The sequence below is a fragment of the Arthrobacter sp. DualSoilB13 genome (assembly GCF_055389195.1).
In genome coordinates this window covers 1,650,060-1,666,323 of record NZ_AP035865.1, presented here as the reverse complement: position 1 = coordinate 1,666,323, position 16,264 = coordinate 1,650,060, and the positions used below count along the sequence as shown (strand labels likewise).

The 16,264-nt window shown below is 61.0% G+C and carries 14 protein-coding genes; 3 read left to right on the top strand and 11 right to left on the bottom strand.

Going from position 1 to position 16,264, the window contains the following annotated elements; translation table 11 throughout:
• Nucleotides 1-2: 2 nt before the first annotated feature.
• The 10 genes from murD to dinB all read right to left on the bottom strand — a co-directional run bounded on the left by murD (nucleotide 3) and on the right by dinB (nucleotide 12,383).
• A complete protein-coding gene (gene murD, locus ACZ5J0_RS07725; protein ID WP_142939529.1) occupies nucleotides 3-1,592 on the bottom strand; it encodes a UDP-N-acetylmuramoyl-L-alanine--D-glutamate ligase in 1,590 nt (529 codons plus the stop codon).
• Nucleotides 1,574-2,683, bottom strand: a complete 1,110-nt coding sequence (mraY, locus tag ACZ5J0_RS07720; RefSeq protein ID WP_142939530.1) for a phospho-N-acetylmuramoyl-pentapeptide-transferase — start codon at nucleotides 2,681-2,683, stop codon at nucleotides 1,574-1,576. Before mraY ends, murD begins: the two co-directional genes overlap by 19 nt.
• A complete protein-coding gene (locus tag ACZ5J0_RS07715; RefSeq protein WP_464094525.1) occupies nucleotides 2,680-4,170 on the bottom strand; it encodes a UDP-N-acetylmuramoyl-tripeptide--D-alanyl-D-alanine ligase in 1,491 nt (496 codons plus the stop codon). The genes mraY and ACZ5J0_RS07715 overlap by 4 nt, the downstream gene beginning before the upstream one ends.
• A gap of 6 nt (nucleotides 4,171-4,176) precedes the next feature.
• A complete protein-coding gene (locus ACZ5J0_RS07710) occupies nucleotides 4,177-5,823 on the bottom strand; it encodes a UDP-N-acetylmuramoyl-L-alanyl-D-glutamate--2,6-diaminopimelate ligase (protein ID WP_250820916.1) in 1,647 nt (548 codons plus the stop codon).
• Between the two features lie 102 nt (nucleotides 5,824-5,925).
• Nucleotides 5,926-7,722, bottom strand: a complete 1,797-nt coding sequence (locus ACZ5J0_RS07705) for a peptidoglycan D,D-transpeptidase FtsI family protein (RefSeq protein ID WP_142939533.1) — start codon at nucleotides 7,720-7,722, stop codon at nucleotides 5,926-5,928.
• A gap of 42 nt (nucleotides 7,723-7,764) precedes the next feature.
• Nucleotides 7,765-8,433, bottom strand: coding sequence for a cell division protein FtsL (gene ftsL, locus ACZ5J0_RS07700; RefSeq protein WP_166842742.1), 669 nt, complete (start codon nucleotides 8,431-8,433; stop codon nucleotides 7,765-7,767).
• A complete protein-coding gene (gene rsmH / locus ACZ5J0_RS07695) occupies nucleotides 8,430-9,428 on the bottom strand; it encodes a 16S rRNA (cytosine(1402)-N(4))-methyltransferase RsmH (protein ID WP_166842741.1) in 999 nt (332 codons plus the stop codon). Before rsmH ends, ftsL begins: the two co-directional genes overlap by 4 nt.
• A 168-nt stretch (nucleotides 9,429-9,596) precedes the next feature.
• Nucleotides 9,597-10,028: a division/cell wall cluster transcriptional repressor MraZ gene (gene mraZ / locus ACZ5J0_RS07690; protein ID WP_142939536.1), complete on the bottom strand. Its 432-nt coding sequence runs from the start codon at nucleotides 10,026-10,028 to the stop codon at nucleotides 9,597-9,599.
• Between the two features lie 483 nt (nucleotides 10,029-10,511).
• Nucleotides 10,512-10,880, bottom strand: a complete 369-nt coding sequence (locus ACZ5J0_RS07685; protein ID WP_142939537.1) for a DUF3040 domain-containing protein — start codon at nucleotides 10,878-10,880, stop codon at nucleotides 10,512-10,514.
• Nucleotides 10,881-11,120: 240 nt separating this feature from the next.
• Nucleotides 11,121-12,383, bottom strand: coding sequence for a DNA polymerase IV (gene dinB / locus ACZ5J0_RS07680; protein ID WP_464094524.1), 1,263 nt, complete (start codon nucleotides 12,381-12,383; stop codon nucleotides 11,121-11,123).
• Nucleotides 12,384-12,455: 72 nt separating this feature from the next.
• On the opposite strand from dinB, the gene ACZ5J0_RS07675 reads away from it, so the two are divergent.
• Together ACZ5J0_RS07675 and ACZ5J0_RS07670 are read left to right on the top strand one after the other, a co-directional pair.
• Nucleotides 12,456-13,034 carry a hypothetical protein gene (locus ACZ5J0_RS07675; RefSeq protein ID WP_166842738.1) on the top strand — a complete coding sequence of 193 codons (579 nt, stop codon included), beginning with the start codon at nucleotides 12,456-12,458 and terminating at the stop codon, nucleotides 13,032-13,034.
• A complete protein-coding gene (locus tag ACZ5J0_RS07670; protein ID WP_464094523.1) occupies nucleotides 13,031-14,125 on the top strand; it encodes a polyprenyl synthetase family protein in 1,095 nt (364 codons plus the stop codon). The genes ACZ5J0_RS07675 and ACZ5J0_RS07670 overlap by 4 nt, the downstream gene beginning before the upstream one ends.
• Before the next feature lie 180 nt (nucleotides 14,126-14,305).
• Here the strand turns inward: ACZ5J0_RS07670 and ACZ5J0_RS07665 are convergent, their stop codons facing one another.
• Entirely contained in the window at nucleotides 14,306-14,659 is a 354-nt protein-coding gene (locus ACZ5J0_RS07665) for an Rv2175c family DNA-binding protein (protein WP_166842736.1), read from the bottom strand.
• A gap of 255 nt (nucleotides 14,660-14,914) precedes the next feature.
• Between ACZ5J0_RS07665 and ACZ5J0_RS07660 the strand changes: the two genes are divergently transcribed.
• Nucleotides 14,915-16,252 carry a lytic transglycosylase gene (locus ACZ5J0_RS07660; protein ID WP_464094522.1) on the top strand — a complete coding sequence of 446 codons (1,338 nt, stop codon included), beginning with the start codon at nucleotides 14,915-14,917 and terminating at the stop codon, nucleotides 16,250-16,252.
• The last annotated feature ends 12 nt before the right edge of the window (nucleotides 16,253-16,264 follow it).

Here is a 16,264-nt window from a genome sequence, read left to right as displayed (position 1 = left end):
TGTTACTCCTCGGTGGTCGGTGCCTGCCCTTCCACAAGCTCGCGAACTGCCAGGACGAAAGCGTCGCCACGGTGAGCGTAGGAAGAGAACTGATCCATGGATGCAGCCGCCGGTGCCATCAGCACGGTATCGCCAGAGGCAGCCACCTCGGCCGCCGATGCCACTGCCCGGGCCATGATGGTCTCACCGTAGATAGGCGAAGCTGCGTCTCCGGCTGCGGTCTGCACTCCTTCAGTGTCGCCCTTTGAAGGCGCGATCACGGGGACATCGGGTGCGTGTCGCTGGAGGGCCCCCTCCAGTGCCTCAGTATCAGTTCCGATAAGGACTACGGCTTTGAGCCTGGGCGCGTGCTCTTTGACGAGGTCGTCGTAGTTGACGCCCTTGGACAACCCGCCGGCAATCCATACAACCTTCTGGAAAGCCGAGAGTGCCGCGGAGGCTGCGTGCGGGTTGGTTGCTTTGGAGTCGTTGATCCACAAGACGTCTTTGTGGTTCGCCACCAACTGGATGCGGTGGGCACCTGGCAGGTAATTGAGGATGCCTTGTTTCACGGATGCGGCATCAACTCCGTAGGCCCGCACCAGGGCCGCCGCCGCAAGGGCATTGGCCACCATGTGGCGGGGTGCCACCGGGCCAAGATCGGACATTGAGGCAAGTTCCGCGGCAGAGTCTTTGCGTTCGGCAATAAAGGCCCGGTCAACAAGGAGGCCATCCACCACGCCCACCATGCTGATGGCCGGCGTGTTGGTGGTGAAACCGATGGCCCGGCATCCCTCAACGACGTCGGCGTTTTCCACCATACGTTCAGTTTCAATCTGTTCGGCGTTGTAGATCGCCGCCTTTTGGGTGTTCTCGTACACCTTGGCTTTGTCCGCGAGGTAGGAGGCGTAGGATCCATGCCAATCAACATGGTCCTCGGCAACGTTCAGGCAGACGCTCGCTACAGGAGACAACGAGTGGCTCCAATGCAGCTGGAAGCTGGAGAGCTCAACAGCGAAAGCATCGTAGTCCACCGGATCCCGGAGTGCGTCAAGAATAGGGGTGCCGACGTTTCCCACGGCGATTGCTTTGAGCCCGGCCGCCTGCAGCATGGATTCGGCCATGCCAACCGTGGTGGTCTTGCCGTTGGTACCGGTAATCGTCAGCCAGTCCGCGGTCTTGCGCCCTGCCCGCTCCCTCAGCCTCCAAGCGAGTTCGACGTCGCCCCAGACTTGGATGTGCTTGCGCTTGGCCGCGGCAAGCAGGGCCTGATCCGGGCGCCATCCTGGCGACGTGACCACGAGGTCCGGCAAACTTCCGTCGATCAACGGGAGAGCCGTCACGGCTTCCTCCCCCAACAGCACATCAACGGCACCCACGATCTTGAGGGTGTCGGCCTGGGCCTTGGCCTTGGCGCTGGTGGCTGCGTCAACCACAACAACTTTTGCGCCGAGTTCGATGAGTGTGTCGGCTGCAGCGAAGCCAGAGACACCTATTCCTGTCACCACAACGCGCAGACCTGACCAGTCGGCATCCCAGCTGGTCAGTGTGCTGAGCCTCTCAGCGTTCGATGACAGAGTTTCCGGGCTTTCGTTCACAGCAGCACCACCCATTCAGCGTAGAAAATTCCAAGGCCCGCAGCCACAAAGAGCCCGGCGAGAATCCAGAACCGGACCACCACCGTAACTTCTGCCCAGCCCTTCAATTCAAAGTGGTGTTGCAGCGGAGCCATCTTGAAGACGCGTTTCCCGCCGCTCAGCTTGAAGAAGCCCACTTGGATGATGACGGACAAGGTAATGAGTACAAAGAGCCCGCCAATGAACGCAAGCAGGAGTTCGGTGCGTGAGAGGATAGCGAACGCCGCAACGGCACCACCAATGGCCAAGGAACCTGTGTCACCCATGAAGATCTTGGCAGGTGAGGTATTCCACCACAGGAATCCCACCAAGGCGGCACTCAGAATCGCGGCCAACAGGGCGAGGTCCATGGGGTCCCGGACCTGATAGCAACCGCTGCCGGCTTCCCGTGGTGAGCCGCAGGCCTGGTTGTTCTGCCAAATTCCCATGATGGTGTAAGCGCCGAAGACCATGATGGACGCTCCGGCAGCCAGGCCGTCCAGGCCGTCGGTCAGGTTAACGCCGTTGGTAGCTGCGGTGATGATCAAGTTGGACCAGAGCACAAACAGGATGGCGCCCACTACTGTCCCGCCGAACGCGAGGTCCAGCCACGGAATGTCGCGCACCAGGGAAATTTGCGTGGATGCGGGCCGCAGGCCGTCCTCGTTGGGGAACTGAAGGACCAACACCGCAAAGATGATGCCCACAGCTGCCTGCAGGATCAATTTGGCGCGTGCGTTCAGGCCAAGGCTGCGCTTGTTGGAAATCTTGATGAAGTCATCGAGGAAGCCAACAAAACCCATACCCACCATGAGGAACAGCAGCAGCAGTCCAGATGCCGAGGGGCCGGCGGAGGCCGGATTCATGATCCACATGATCAGGTGTGTCACGAAGTAACTAATCAGTACCGCGGCCACCACTACGGTTCCGCCCATGGTGGGCGTGCCGCGCTTGGTGTGGTGGGACGTCGGTCCGTCGTCCCGGATGAATTGTCCGTAGCTCTTGGCCACAAGGAACTTGATAAACAGGGGCGTCCCGATCAGGGCCACCAGAAGGGCGACGCCAGCGCCGATCAAAAGTGCAATCACAGCAGCTCGTTCCCTTCGCTTGCGGCAGCTTCATCCGCGTTGTCTCCGGTGGGCTCGGCCCGTGGAGGTAATGCTATCCGATCACCCAAATGCCGAAGGCCCACACCGTTGGAGGACTTGAAGAGCACCAGGTCGCCGGGCTCCAGCTCATTTTGAAGGAGCTCGTAGGCTTCTTCCACTGTCTCGGTGAAGGAACATTCGTCACCCCAGGAGCCTTCCTGGATGGCGGAGACGTAGAGCGCACGGGCTTCACGCCCCACCACCACCAGCCTGGAAATGTTCAGGCGGACCACTTGGGTGCCCACTGCAGTGTGTTCCCGGATGGAGTCCTCGCCCAGCTCGAGCATGGCTCCCAGAACAGCCCAGGTCCTTCTGCCTTGTCCCAGGTCCGCCAGGGTGCGCAGGGCAGCCCGCATCGATTCGGGGTTGGCGTTATAAGCATCGTTGATGATGGTCACGCCGTCTTCACGTTCAGTCCGTTCCATCCGCCAGCGGCTGGCTGCGGACTGGGAGCTGAGCGAGGATGCGATGTCAGCGGCCGGGATGCCTGCGGCGAACGCGGCGGCGGCTGCTGCCAACAGATTGGTGACATGGTGACCACCGATCAGGCGGCTTCGCACCTCAACGGCCGGGCCGCCGTCGGGCAGTACCAAATCAAAATCAGGGAAGCCTTGCTCATTGACCACAACGTTGCGCGCTTCCACTTCTTCAGTGGTGGCCGGCGAGGCCGTGAAGCCCAACACTTTGGCCTTGGTCCGGGTGCGCATGGCAGCGACGCGGCCATCATCGAGGTTGATCACAGCCGTGCCGCGCTCCCCCAGTGCTTCCACCAATTCGCCCTTGGTCTTGGCGATGTTCTCAACGCCTCCGAATTCACCAGCGTGGGCCGTGCCAACCACCAGAACCACACCGATGTCCGGCTTGACCATCTCGGCCAGGTACTTGATGTGGCCCAGGCCGGTAGCGCCCATCTCGATCACCAGGAAGCGGGTTCCGGCGTCCGCGGCAAAGACCGTCAGCGGCACACCTACCTCGCCGTTGTAGGAGCCTTGCGGCGCCACCGTGGCTCCGGCGGTGGACAATACACCGGCAAGGAGGTCCTTGGTGGTGGTTTTGCCCGCAGAACCGGTGATCCCTATGACGGTGAAGTCCTCGCCGCGGCTCTTACGCTCAGCACGGATGCGGCTGACAGATTCCGCTGCCAGCTCGCCCATGGCCACCACAGCGTCGTTAACCACGACGGCGGGATAAGGGCGGCCGTCGGCGTCGGTCACTTCACGTTCGGCGAGAACCAGGACGGCACCGCGTTCGAATGCGGCATCGACGAAGTCATGCCCATCAGCGTGCTCGCCGGGTTTGGCCACGTACAACGATCCGGGCGTCGCTTCCCGGGAATCAGTGACGACGGAGGTGGGGACGATGTCCGGATCTCCGGTCAATCGGCCATGGGTGATGTCGGCGATCTCCGCCGCAGTAAGTGCAATCATCTCGGTTTAGGACTCTATCCGCTGGTCCGTTGAAACGCTGAATCCCTTGGATGTCAAGGCGGCCCGCAACTCCACCCTGTCGTCCAAGGCAAGATTCACGCCCTTGACCTCCTGCCACACCTCGTGGCCACGCCCGGCGATGAGGATGGTGTCGTCTTTGGTGGCCACGTTGACGGCCAGTCTGATGGCGGCATCCCTTGGATAAGACTCGATGATTTCGCTACTCAGGTCCTCGGAGTCCCGTGCAGCGTAGGCGCCCTGGAGGACCTCGGCCCGGATGGCTGCTGCGTCTTCGTCGTGGGGATCGTCATCGCTGATGATCACGACGTCGGCCAGGCGGGCAGCGATTGCCCCCATGGTGGGCCGCTTGCCTTGGTCGCGCTGGCCCGTTGCACCGAAGACCACGATGACCCGCGATCCCTCTTTCGGAGAACGAACGGCTTCCAGGGCACGGGACAGAGCGTCCGGATTGTGGGCAAAATCAACAACCGAGGCAGGCTCTGCTGAAACGAGCTGCATGCGTCCGGGGACCGCAACAGTGAAGGGGTCATGCGCATCCAAGGCAGTCTGGAGCGTCTTTTCGTCGACGCCGGATGCCAGGACCATGATCGTAGCCAGGGCTGCATTGGCCACATTGAAGTCTCCCGGCAGGCCGGTGTGGACGTGAAGGGTTCGGCCGTCGACGTGCCTGAGCTCAAATTCCGACCCCAGCCCCCGCGCCGTGATGGACCCAACGCTCCAGTCGGCGTCGGCGCTGCCCTCAACGGGGGGCTTGGTTGCGAGGGTGGTTACCGGGATGTCGGCTGAATCGGCCAGCTTGCGGCCCCAGTGATCGTCCACTGTGACCACCGCGCGCCTGGCCCTTCCGGCAGTGAAGAGTTCCGCCTTGGTTCGGAAGTATTCGTCCATGCTGCCATGAAGGTCCAGATGGTCCTGGGTGAGATTGGTGAAGCCGGCAACGTCGAACATCACTCCGTCCACCCGGCGGAAGGAGATCGCGTGGGATGAAACTTCCATGGATGCCGCGTCCAAGCCCCGTTCGCGCATCAGAGCCAGCAACGCATGGACATCCGTGGACTCCGGGGTCGTGAGGAGGCTGGGGATCGCCGCCCCGCCCGCAAGGATCTCGATGGTCCCGATCAGGCCGGGCTTCTTCTTCAAGGCGCTCAGCAAGGAGTTGATGAAATAGGTGGTGGTGGTCTTTCCGTTGGTACCCGTAACCCCGTACAGAGTCGGGAACCCGCCATCCGCCGGCTGGCTGCGATAGATCAAGGCGGCCAGGCGTCCGACGGCGGTACGCGGCTCGGCGACAATGAGTACCGGTACGGGCTGGTCACCTGCAAGCGCCAGCTGGCGCGCTCCGGCGTCGTCCGTCACGACCGCAACCGCACCTGCGTCAATAGCCTGCGGAACGAAGTCCGCACCATGGCGGGAGGCTCCGGGCAGGGCCATATAGAGGTCGCCGGCTTCGACAGCCCGCGAGTTGAGGGAAATGCCCGTCACTCCCCTGTCCTGGCTGGCGGCAGGAACGGCAACACCGAGTGTTTCCGCGATGGTGGCCAACGGTACTGCAGCCACGGATGCGGGACGAAAGCCGCTCTGGCCGGCGTCCGGGGTCGTGGCGTTGGTAGCTGCCTCATGGTGCTCTGACACGTGGTTCTCCGTTGGTGCTCGTGGAACGACCGGCTTGGGGCCGGCGGCGCCCAGGCCGTTGGTGGTGGATCGCTATTTAGCCGAAACAGACGCCCAAGAAGCTTACTTGACGAACTGCGGCAACCGCGCGGGCGTCCCGGTGGACGGGGCCACGTTGTAGGTCCGGAGGACCTGGGACATCACGGACCGGAACACCGGCCCATTCGTGACGCCATAGATGTTTCCTTTGGGCCGTTGGAGGACGACTTCCACGATGAACCTCGGGTCATCCATGGGGGCCATGCCCACCATGGAGGCCGTGAAACCGTCAAAGCCGGGCAGCCCATCCTCGCGGGGCGCCTGGGACGTTCCCGTCTTGGCCCCCACCCTATAACCGTCGATGGCTGCATCCTTGATCTGCCCCTCGGTCACGGCGCTTTCCAGGATGTCCCGGACCTGCTGGGCAGTTTCCTTGGAAACCACCTGGCGTGAGTCCTTCGCGGGAACTTTCTGTTCCTCACCCTCCGGAGTGATGTAGCTGTCAATAAGCCTGGGCTGCAGCATCACGCCATCATTGGCAATACTTTGGAAAGCACGCACTGTCTGGAGTGTCGACTGGGAAACGCCTTGACCGAAAAGCACCGTGTACTGCTGGCGGTCATCCCACTGCTCGGGCTTGGCCAGTATGCCGGTAGCTTCCGCTGGAAGCCCAATATCCGTTTGCTCTCCAATACCGAATTTCTTCAGCCAGTCGTACCGTTGTTCCTTGGTGAGCCGGCTACCCGCCATCACCGTTCCGGTGTTCATGGACCACCCCAGGATTCCGGCAAGGGTGCGCTCTTCAGTGCCGTGCTCAAAAGCATCGGTGAACGTCTGCCCGTCAATGGTGTAGGCCGAAGGGATGGTGAAGTGGTCCAGGGGAAATGACTTCCCCTCCTCGATCACGGCCGCGGCGGTCATCATCTTCTGCACGGAACCGGGCTCATAGGCGGCTGTTACGGACCTGACGCCGCGATCCTTGGCATCGACTTTCCCGGGGTCGTTGGGGTCCGGCGCATTGGTATCGGCCAAGGCAATGAGATTGCCCGTTTTGGTGTCGATCACAATGATGGAACCCCACTCGGCGTTCATCTTGTTGACTTGGCTCTGGATGGCCTGCTGGGCAAAGTACTGGATATCAGTGTTGATGGTCAGTTTGACGTCGCTGCCATCGACGGCCGGAGTGAGTTCATCTGTCGCCACCGGAATCCTGAGTCCGTCAGCACCTATTTCGAAGACACGTTTACCTTCAACACCACGAAGAATCTCGTCCTGCGTTTGCTCTATACCAGCCTGGCCGCTGGTTCCGTCCTTGAGGAAACCGACCACACCTCCGGCGACGCTGCCGTTGGGATAAACGCGCTTGCTGACGCCTTCCGCGCTGAGTCCGGGGATATACAGCTTTGAGATCCGGTCTTCCAGCTCCGGCTTCACGTCCTTTGCCACCATGAAGTACTTCTTGTCTCCGGTCAGTGACGTTCGGATGGTGCTTTCGTCTGCCCCCAGAAGCCCGGCGAGGTCGGCAATCCCTTGATCTCGGGTGATCTCGTCCAGCTTCTCGGTCTTCTCATTGAAGCGATGGAAGGTTTCTGTCCCGGTGTTGACCGTCTGGTCCACCACGATGTTGTACCGGATCACACTACTGGCCAGCACTGTGCCGTTTGCGTCCACGATCTGTCCCCGCTCGGCAGGGAGTACCTGCGGAGTCAGGCGGCTCGCCAAGGCGGCTTCAGCCATGCCGCCCATGTCCAGGCCCTGGACCATGAAAAGCTTGCCGCCCACCACCAGCAGCAGGGTCAGCATGATGCCAAGGCCAACGCGCAACCGCTTTCTTGCCGCCGGCGTCTTCGTTTTTGTCGATGTGCCGGGGTTCTTTGCCACGTTGATTCCTTGCTGCTGGCCCTGCTTCGGTGGTCTGACGGTCTACTGCCCTGGTGCCTTCTGCCGGGGTGCCGGTACCGATCCCCCGTGGAGTTCAACAGGCGGGGCAGCGGCAGGGGACGCGGTGGGTGCTGCCGGGGTGGACGGCGTTGCTGCCGGAGCCACCGGAGCTGCTTCCGTAGTGCGGCTTTCCAAGGGGTCTTTGGTTGTCACCGACGGAACCACATCAATCAACCCCTCAACGGCCGGGGCTGCAAGCAGGGCACCGGGGTTGTCTCCCTTGACCGCCGGTGATGCCTTGCCGGTCACTGCCATGGTGTTCAGATCGATCTGACCCTTGACCGTGGAAGCAACCATTCCCAATTCTGCTGCCTTCGCAGCCAGGTTCTGCGGAGCTTCGTAGTTCTGCTTCTTCTGTGTCAGGTCCTGGTTTTCCTTATTCAGCGTTGCAGCTTCGGCTTTCAGCTGCACCAATTGGTACTGCGCCGTGGACACGGAGATGTTCAACACCAGAACCGTCAGGAGTGCGGCCGCCATCGCCACAAAGCAAAGGACGACGAACGGCGTCCTCCGCTTGCCCGGGGCACTGCGTACCACCGACAAGGGCGTGCGGGCTTTGCGACCGGTTTCGGCCTTTTCCGACGGCGCGGAAAGGCTGCCGGCAGAGCTACCCACTGTGGAGGGCAAAATCTTCGCTGCGGCGTTGCTCATGCGTCTCTCCTCGGTTTGATACGCTCCACTGCCCTCAGCCGGGCAGACGCCGCACGGGGATTTTCAGCGATTTCAGCTGCCGTAGGCACTTCCGTGCCCTTGGTGATGGTCTTTAGTTCGGGTTTATGTTCTTCAAGCTCCACCGGGAAACCGAGCGGCGCAGATGATTTGGAACCAGACTGGAAAACTGACTTCACGATCTTGTCCTCCAGCGAGTGGTAAGACATCACCACGATCCGACCCCCCATGGCAGTCGCGGACACAGCTGCCGGAACTGCCCGTTCCAGGACATCGAGTTCTTCGTTGACCTCAATCCGCAAAGCCTGGAAGGTGCGCTTGGCGGGGTGTCCGCCACTTTTGGCGGCTGCAGCAGGGACAACGCTACGGATCTGCTCTACGAGCTCCCCCGTGGTTGCAAAAGGTTTGTCCGTGCGGGCATTGACGATCCTGTTGGCTATCCGCCCGGCGAACTTCTCTTCGCCCCATTTGCGGATGATGCGCACCAATTCGTCTTCACTGTAGTTGTTGACTACATCAGCCGCTGTTTGCCCGCGGCTGGTATCCATCCGCATATCCAAGGGTGCGTCGTACGAGTAGGCGAAGCCCCGCTCACGCTCATCGAGCTGCAATGAGGAGACCCCGAGGTCCATCAGAATGCCGTGGACTTCTGCTATGCCGAGGTCCAGAAGGACGTCCTCGATCTCGTCGTAGACCGCGTGGACGAGGTCGGTCCTGTCGGAGAAGGGTTCCAATCGGGCACCGGCCAGAGCCAAGGCTTCCTCGTCACGGTCGATGCCCACGAGGTGGAGATCCGGGAAACGCTGCAGCATTGCCTCCGAGTGTCCGCCCATACCCAAGGTGGCATCGATGGCCACGGGGGTATCACCGCGTTTTCTGGCAGCTTCAAATCCGGGAGCGAGCAGGTTGATGCAGCGGTCTTTCAGGACGGGCACGTGGCGCTCCGATGTGGGCTTTGCCGCGTCCTGCTCTTCCACGCTGCCTCCTCTTTCCTCAATCGCTTACATGCTGTTTCTTGAATCGGATCCCCATCCGCGCCTATCGGCCGCCGGCCTGGCTCAGGGGAAGTTGAGCCAGGAAGACAGTTCGATGGGCGGCTGGAGATCCCATTCAAGAAGCTGGACTGCGGCTTCATCCAACCGGGGTCAGATGAACCCGGGCAGATTCTCGTCATCCGTTTCCGAGAAGGCTGCTTCCTTCTCGTTGAGGTATTCATTCCAAGCTTCGGCGTCCCAGATCTCGGCCCGGGTACCGGCTCCAATGACCGCCAGCTCCCGACCAAGCCCTGCGTAAGCCCGGAGCGCCGGCGGAATCGTCACGCGCCCCTGCTTGTCAGGTACCTCATCAGAGGCTCCAGACAGGAAAACCCGAATGTAGTCACGCGCCTGTTTGGAAGACAGTGGTGCCTCCCGCATCGACTCGTGAATGCGCTCGAATTCTTTCTGGCTGAAGACGTAGATGCAGCGTTCCTGGCCCCTGGTGAGAACCAGTCCATCGGCAAGCTCCTCGCGGAACTTGGCTGGAAGGATGATTCGACCCTTTTCATCGAGACGCGGCGAGTGAGTACCCAGAAACACTGGCCCCACCGCCCCTCAATCAAGGTGCCCGCACATGCCCAACACTGCCACTACCCTCTTATGTTCTCCACTTTACTCCACAACGCCCCACAGTCAACGCACCAGGGAGCGTTTCTCCACCACTTTGAGATTCTTCCGCCCTGAACTCACGCGGTTTTCCGGGTGGTGGCGGAAAGTGGAGGAACCATGCGGAGGCAGAGAGTCGCCCGGGCCCCGCTTCCGAATTTTGCACACGAAAACCGGCAAATACGGCACTGATCGGAGGCACGGGGAGCAATGTGGAGAAAAGGGTGGAATGTGGAGCGAGCCTTGGAACGTCCGTGGATGGGGAAACGGACTGGCATTTCCTGGCTGAAGGATGTTCGGCCTTAAATGCGAAAAGACCCGCAGCGCGGGTCTTTCGTTATTTGTCCCCTGGCACCTCAGGGACAAGACTGACTCAGGTAAGGCCGTGGCAACCTAACGCCGATTCGAAGCGGACTGTCAGTTGTCGTCGCGACGCCGTTCGTCCCATCGCTCTTCCAGGCTGCTCATGAACGAGCTCTTTGGTTTGCTCTTACCGGGCTTCCCTTTGCTGGCTTTGCCGAAGGCCGCGCCACGCAACGTAGCGAAATAGACGCCAGCACCCATGACAACGAAGCCGAGGACACCCACAGGTATCGCCTGCAGTGATACTCCAACAAGCAGGAGCAGGATACCGGCAATGGCACCAAGCACACCTATGATCACATGCCGGGTAGACCAGCTGCGGATGGGATCCGACCCCATGGTGTTGGCAAACTTCGGATCGTCCTCATGAAGTTGCTTTTCAAGTTGCTCAAGCAGCTTCTGTTCGTGCTCCGAGAGGGGCATCGCGACCTCCTTTAGTCAGCCAGCGTCTGGACATAACGCTTCCTGTGCGTCTGTTTCCATAACGATCGGACCAAGAAAATCGTTCCCCGAAAATCCCCTCTTGGTTCAGCGGGCATCTCGGGGCCGACTGTTCAGGAAACAGTTTGTCCAGACGATCTAAATCTCTGTAATAAATAGGATAGTTTGTCGGACGCCGTTCTGAAAGACGCCCGGAGTCCTGCCGCAAAACCCCTTCGTTCCTCAGGTGTCCGTTGCGGGCTTGCCGGGTTCCAGTAACCGGGCCGGAAGAAGGGTTTTGGACCCGAAACGCTCGGAGACACGGTCCAATGCCTGTTCGGCCGCCCGCCAGTTGTCATCCCGTCGATCAAGGCTTAACTGCAGAGACGTCTGACCTGCCGGCTCCAATTGCTCGGCACGCACCCCTACCAATCGAACGCTCATGGACCGGGTGCCCAAGGATTCAAGGAGTTGCACGGCCACTTGGTAGATCAGTTGGGCGCTGTCCACGGGGGTCTGCATGGTGCGGCTGCGTGTGACCGTTGAGAAGTCCGCGTAGCGAAGCTTCAGCGCCACGGTCCTGGCCAGCATGCCTGAGCTCCTCAGCCGGATGGCAGTGCGGTGCGACAGGCGCAGCAATTCCCTGTGCAGCAAGGCCTCGTCTGACGTATCCACGGAGAACGTCTCCTCCGCTCCGATGCTCTTCTCAAGCCTGGTTGGAGTTACCGGGCGCGGGTCAATACCCATGGACAAGCGGTGAACGTGCTCACCGCTGGCTCCCAGAACTTTTTTGAGCGACGCCAGCGGGGTTGCGGCGACATCGGCCACCGTGCGGATGCCCAGACGCGACAACACTTCGGCCGTCTTTCCTCCAACACCCCACAATGCGCCGACAGGAAGACTATGCAGATAACGGATGGAATCCTCGGCATCGATCTGGAGGATGCCGTCAGGTTTGCACCTCGTTGATGCGATCTTGGCAACGAACTTGGTGCTGGCGATTCCTACGGATGCCGTGATGCCAAGTTCGGACTGGACCCTGCGGCGGATGAGGTGGCCGATGTCCATCGGTGACCCAAGGCGACGAATTGCCCCGCTCACATCCAGAAATGCCTCGTCTACACTCAGCGGCTCCACAAGGTCTGTGATGGAAGCGAAGATCTCCATGAGCCGGGCTGAGACCTCGTAATACTCCTTGTGCCGGGGGTTGATGATCACCGCAGAAGGACACCGCCTCATGGCGATGGACATCGGCATGGCCGACTTCACGCCCGTGGCACGGGCCTCATAGGAAGCGGAAAGTACTACCGATCGTTCCGCGGGGAATCCTACGATCACAGGCTTGCCTCGAAGCTCCGGACGGCTACGCAGTTCGACGGAGACAAAGAAGGCGTCCATATCCACGTGAAGTATGCTGGTTCGCCGCATTTCCCGCAGAGCATCTCCGGCGCTGCGGGCGGGATTGCTACCGGCGCTTTGAGCGCCACCGAATGCTTCCTGCCTCACATCGGCAATACTATGCCCGGCCACTGACTAAACTGGAGGCACAGTCCGGCTCAGCCCCAGGAAGGATACCCTGTGAAGCTCTTTGGAACTCCTCAATCGCGAGGGTTTGCCCTGCTCGCAGTCAGTGTCGCTTTGGCGGCGTCAGCATGCACACCATCGCCCGGCGGTACGGCAGCGCCGTCCACATCTGGTGCCGCTTCGGCATCCACCCAGGCGACGTCAACACCATCCCCGTCCGTTTCGGGGTCCACAGCCTCACCTGAAACTACGACGTTCACCGAATCGCCCGCGCCGGCACCGGACACCACAGCAACGGTAAATGCGCTGGTTCCTGGTTTTCCTGCGCAACTTATTCCGGTCATGCCCAACACTTCCATTCGTTCAAGCAGCGTGGATAAGAGCGAGGCAGTAGCCACCGTGGCTCTGGTTGGAACGGTCAAAGCCCCACCCGAGGGTGTTGTGGACTACTACAAGACCTCCATGGAAGCTCAGGGCTTCAAACTTGTCCCGGGACCGTCCGCTGTTGGGAACGTCACGTCCTTGGATTTCATTCGTGGTGACGGCGAAACGGTGAATGTCTCGGTGAGGCAAAAAGAAGGCGTCTCTACGTTCACTATCGGTGCGAACGTGGCGGCCGGGTCCGTCAAGTGACGGCCGCTTCACTTGTCAGCTCGGAGCAGGCACAGTTCATTGGCGGTGTCGCCGGCAGGTTGAACGGGTTCCTGTCCTCCCAACAGGAACTCATGGCGTCGGTTTCTCCGGACGCCGAACCACTCATCGGATCCATTTCGGCCCTCGTTACCGGCGGCAAACGCCTCAGGGCACTGATGTGCTACTGGGGTTGGAGGGGCGCCGGAGGCGCTGCCGACGACCAGGATATTGTCACCGCCGGGTGCGCCTTGGAACTCTTCCAGGCGGCCGCCCTGATCCACGACGACATCATTGACCGATCCGACACCCGCCGCGGCGGTCCCAGCGTGCATAAACGGTTCAGCCAGCTCCATGAAGTCAATGGCTGGGCGCTGGACAGCGGGCGGTTTGGGGATGCGGCTGCCATCCTGACCGGCGACCTCTGCCTTTCCTTCAGCGAGGAATCGTTTACGGAAATCGGCCCCCGGGCAGCAGCTGGAAGCCCTGCACGCCGGATCTTCAACGTGATGCGGGCTGAAGTGATGGCAGGTCAGTACCTGGACATCCTGGAGGAAGTGGCCGGCCCCGTGCGTGACCGGGCGGGATCTGTGGCGCGGGCACAATCCATCATTCGGTACAAGTCCGCCAAATATTCAACTGAGCACCCGTTGGCGTTGGGCGGTGCACTTGCCGGCGCACCGGCCAGCCTGATGACTGGGTATTCGGAGTTCTCCTTGCCCTTAGGCGAAGCATTCCAAATGCGCGATGACGTCCTGGGTGTCTTTGGAGATCCCGAAACTACCGGCAAGCCCGCCGGGGACGATCTCCGGGAAGGCAAAAGGACCGTGTTGGTTGGGTTTGCCATCAACCAGGCATCTCGCGCCGAGGCAGATTACCTTGACCGCATGCTCGGCAACCCTCTCCTGATGGAGGACGAAGTAGCTGAGATTCGGCGCATCATGGTCCAATGCGGTGCTTTGGAAGCCACGGAAGCGTTGATCGGCGAGCTAAGCGATAGAGCCTTCGAAGCTCTTGAACGCCTGCCCCTTGAGGAACTGCCGCTGGTGGCATTGCGCCAGCTGGCAGAAGCAGCTGTCAGCCGTGCGGCCTGACGCGGATCCCTTGCCCGACGCGGATACCTTGGACGGTCCGAATTCAAAGCACTTGTGAAGCGCCCCCAACGAATGGAGGGGCCTAATACACATGCGACGACGACGGCGGTGAGAGTCACCGCCGTCGTCGGCATTTTAACCGGCCTCCTCGTGAGGAGGCCGGTTGGAAAGTCGAAGGCGTTACCAGGCCAAAGACTGGGCGCGACGCCGGATCTCTGTCTTGCGCCCCTCGCGCAGGGCGTCAATGGGACGCCCCCGCAATGACTCATCCGGCGTGAAAAGCCAGATAATCAATTCTTCGTCGTTGTAGCCGGCGTCGCTGAGAACCGCAACGGTCCCCTTCAAGCTGTCTACAACATGCCCGTCCTGGACAAAAAGGGCCGGGATGGAGCGGATGTTCCGCTCTCCCCGCCTGATGGCGACCAGCGCACGCTCATCCAGAAGTCCGTGGACTTTGGTGATGGAAACTTCTAATAAATCGGCGACATCCGGCAGCGGCAGCCAGTCGGAAACAAGGCTTTCTACATTACTCACGGAATAAGGTTGCCACGCCGCCCCGCCCCGCGCCTAGCTGACGTTCGACGACGATGGTGTGCCGACGCTTTACAGGGGCCGTTCATCTGCGTGAATTGTGGCTGTTTGTTCGGTTTGACAGGAATTGTTGTGCTGATCGACTAAGTATGAGAGATTCACACTGATCACATTTGCATCATTGATAACATCAGCCCCGTTGGTAACACTGACAACAGCAGTAACAATCCCCCGCTGTTTGAGATGAGGACACATTCCATGACGACGCCCCGTTCGCCGAAACGAACCATGAGCATGCCGGTTATCGCGGCAACCACGGCTGCGCTTCCCGCCGTGGTTTTGTCCTCACTTGCCCTGGCCCAACCGTCCATGGCCACACCGGCGCCGCAACCACGAAAGCTCCCGGCAACGCTTGCCGCCGCCATGAAGGCGCAAGCAGTCAACGTGGGCACTGTCATTCCTGCCAATGCGGTGGCGGCCACCCTTCCGGCCGCCCTGCGCCCCATGGCCCCGTCCGTACCGGACACCTACACGATTGTCCGCGGCGATACCATCAGCGCCATCGCGCGCCGCTTCAACCTGGACACCACGGCCGTTCTTCAGCTGAACAAGCTTTCTGCCACCACGCTGATCTACCCGGGACAGACCATCAAGCTCACTGGCACCGCCCCGGCAGCACCGACGCGGCCGGCCCCTTCCGCCCCGAGTGCACCCAGCGCCCCCACCACCGCCACCGTCTACACCGTGGTCCCCGGAGACACCTTGGGTGCCATAGCAGCCAAGCACAACGTTCCCCTGTCCAGCATCTTCAGCTGGAACGGGCTGAACGGAAGCTCCATCATTTACCCCGGCCAGAAGATCAAGGTCAGTGGAGGATCGGCGCCATCAGCGCCGGCAGCTCCTGCGCCTGCTCCCGCCCCGCTGGCCGGTACAGGTTCCTACACCATCAAGGCAGGCGACACCCTCAGTTCCATCGCTTCCCGCCACGGGGTTACCCTGGCTGCATTGATGGCCGCCAATAACAACGTAACGGCCACCACCGTTATTTACCCGGGCCAAAAGCTCACCATCCCGGGCGCCGGCCTGCAGCCTGCGGGAGAGACCAAGCCGCTGGTACCCAGCACGTTCCTGGGTTTCACCTACCCGCCGGCAGTAGTCAGCTCAGCAAACGAGAACAAGGCACTACTGAATGCTTCGCCGGTGCCCAGCCGCGCTGAGATGAAGAGCATCGTTGCCGACACCGCACGGCGCATGGGTGTGAGCCCGTCCCTGGCTTTGGCCTTCGCCGAACAGGAGTCCGGCTTTGACCAGCGCGCCGTCTCCCCCGCAAATGCCATCGGCACCATGCAGGTTATCCCCTCCTCCGGGCAGTGGGCTTCGGATCTGGTGGGCCGCAAGCTCAACCTTCTGGACCCTTACGACAATGCCACCGCAGGTGTGGCGATCATTCGGACGCTCATTGCCACCAGCAAGGACCTGGACACGGCAATCGCCGGGTACTACCAGGGCCAGTATTCAGTCAGCAAATACGGCATGTACGACGACACCAAGCGCTACGTCGAGTCGATCAAGGCACGCCAGCGCACTTTCGGCTAGACCGTCAGCTGC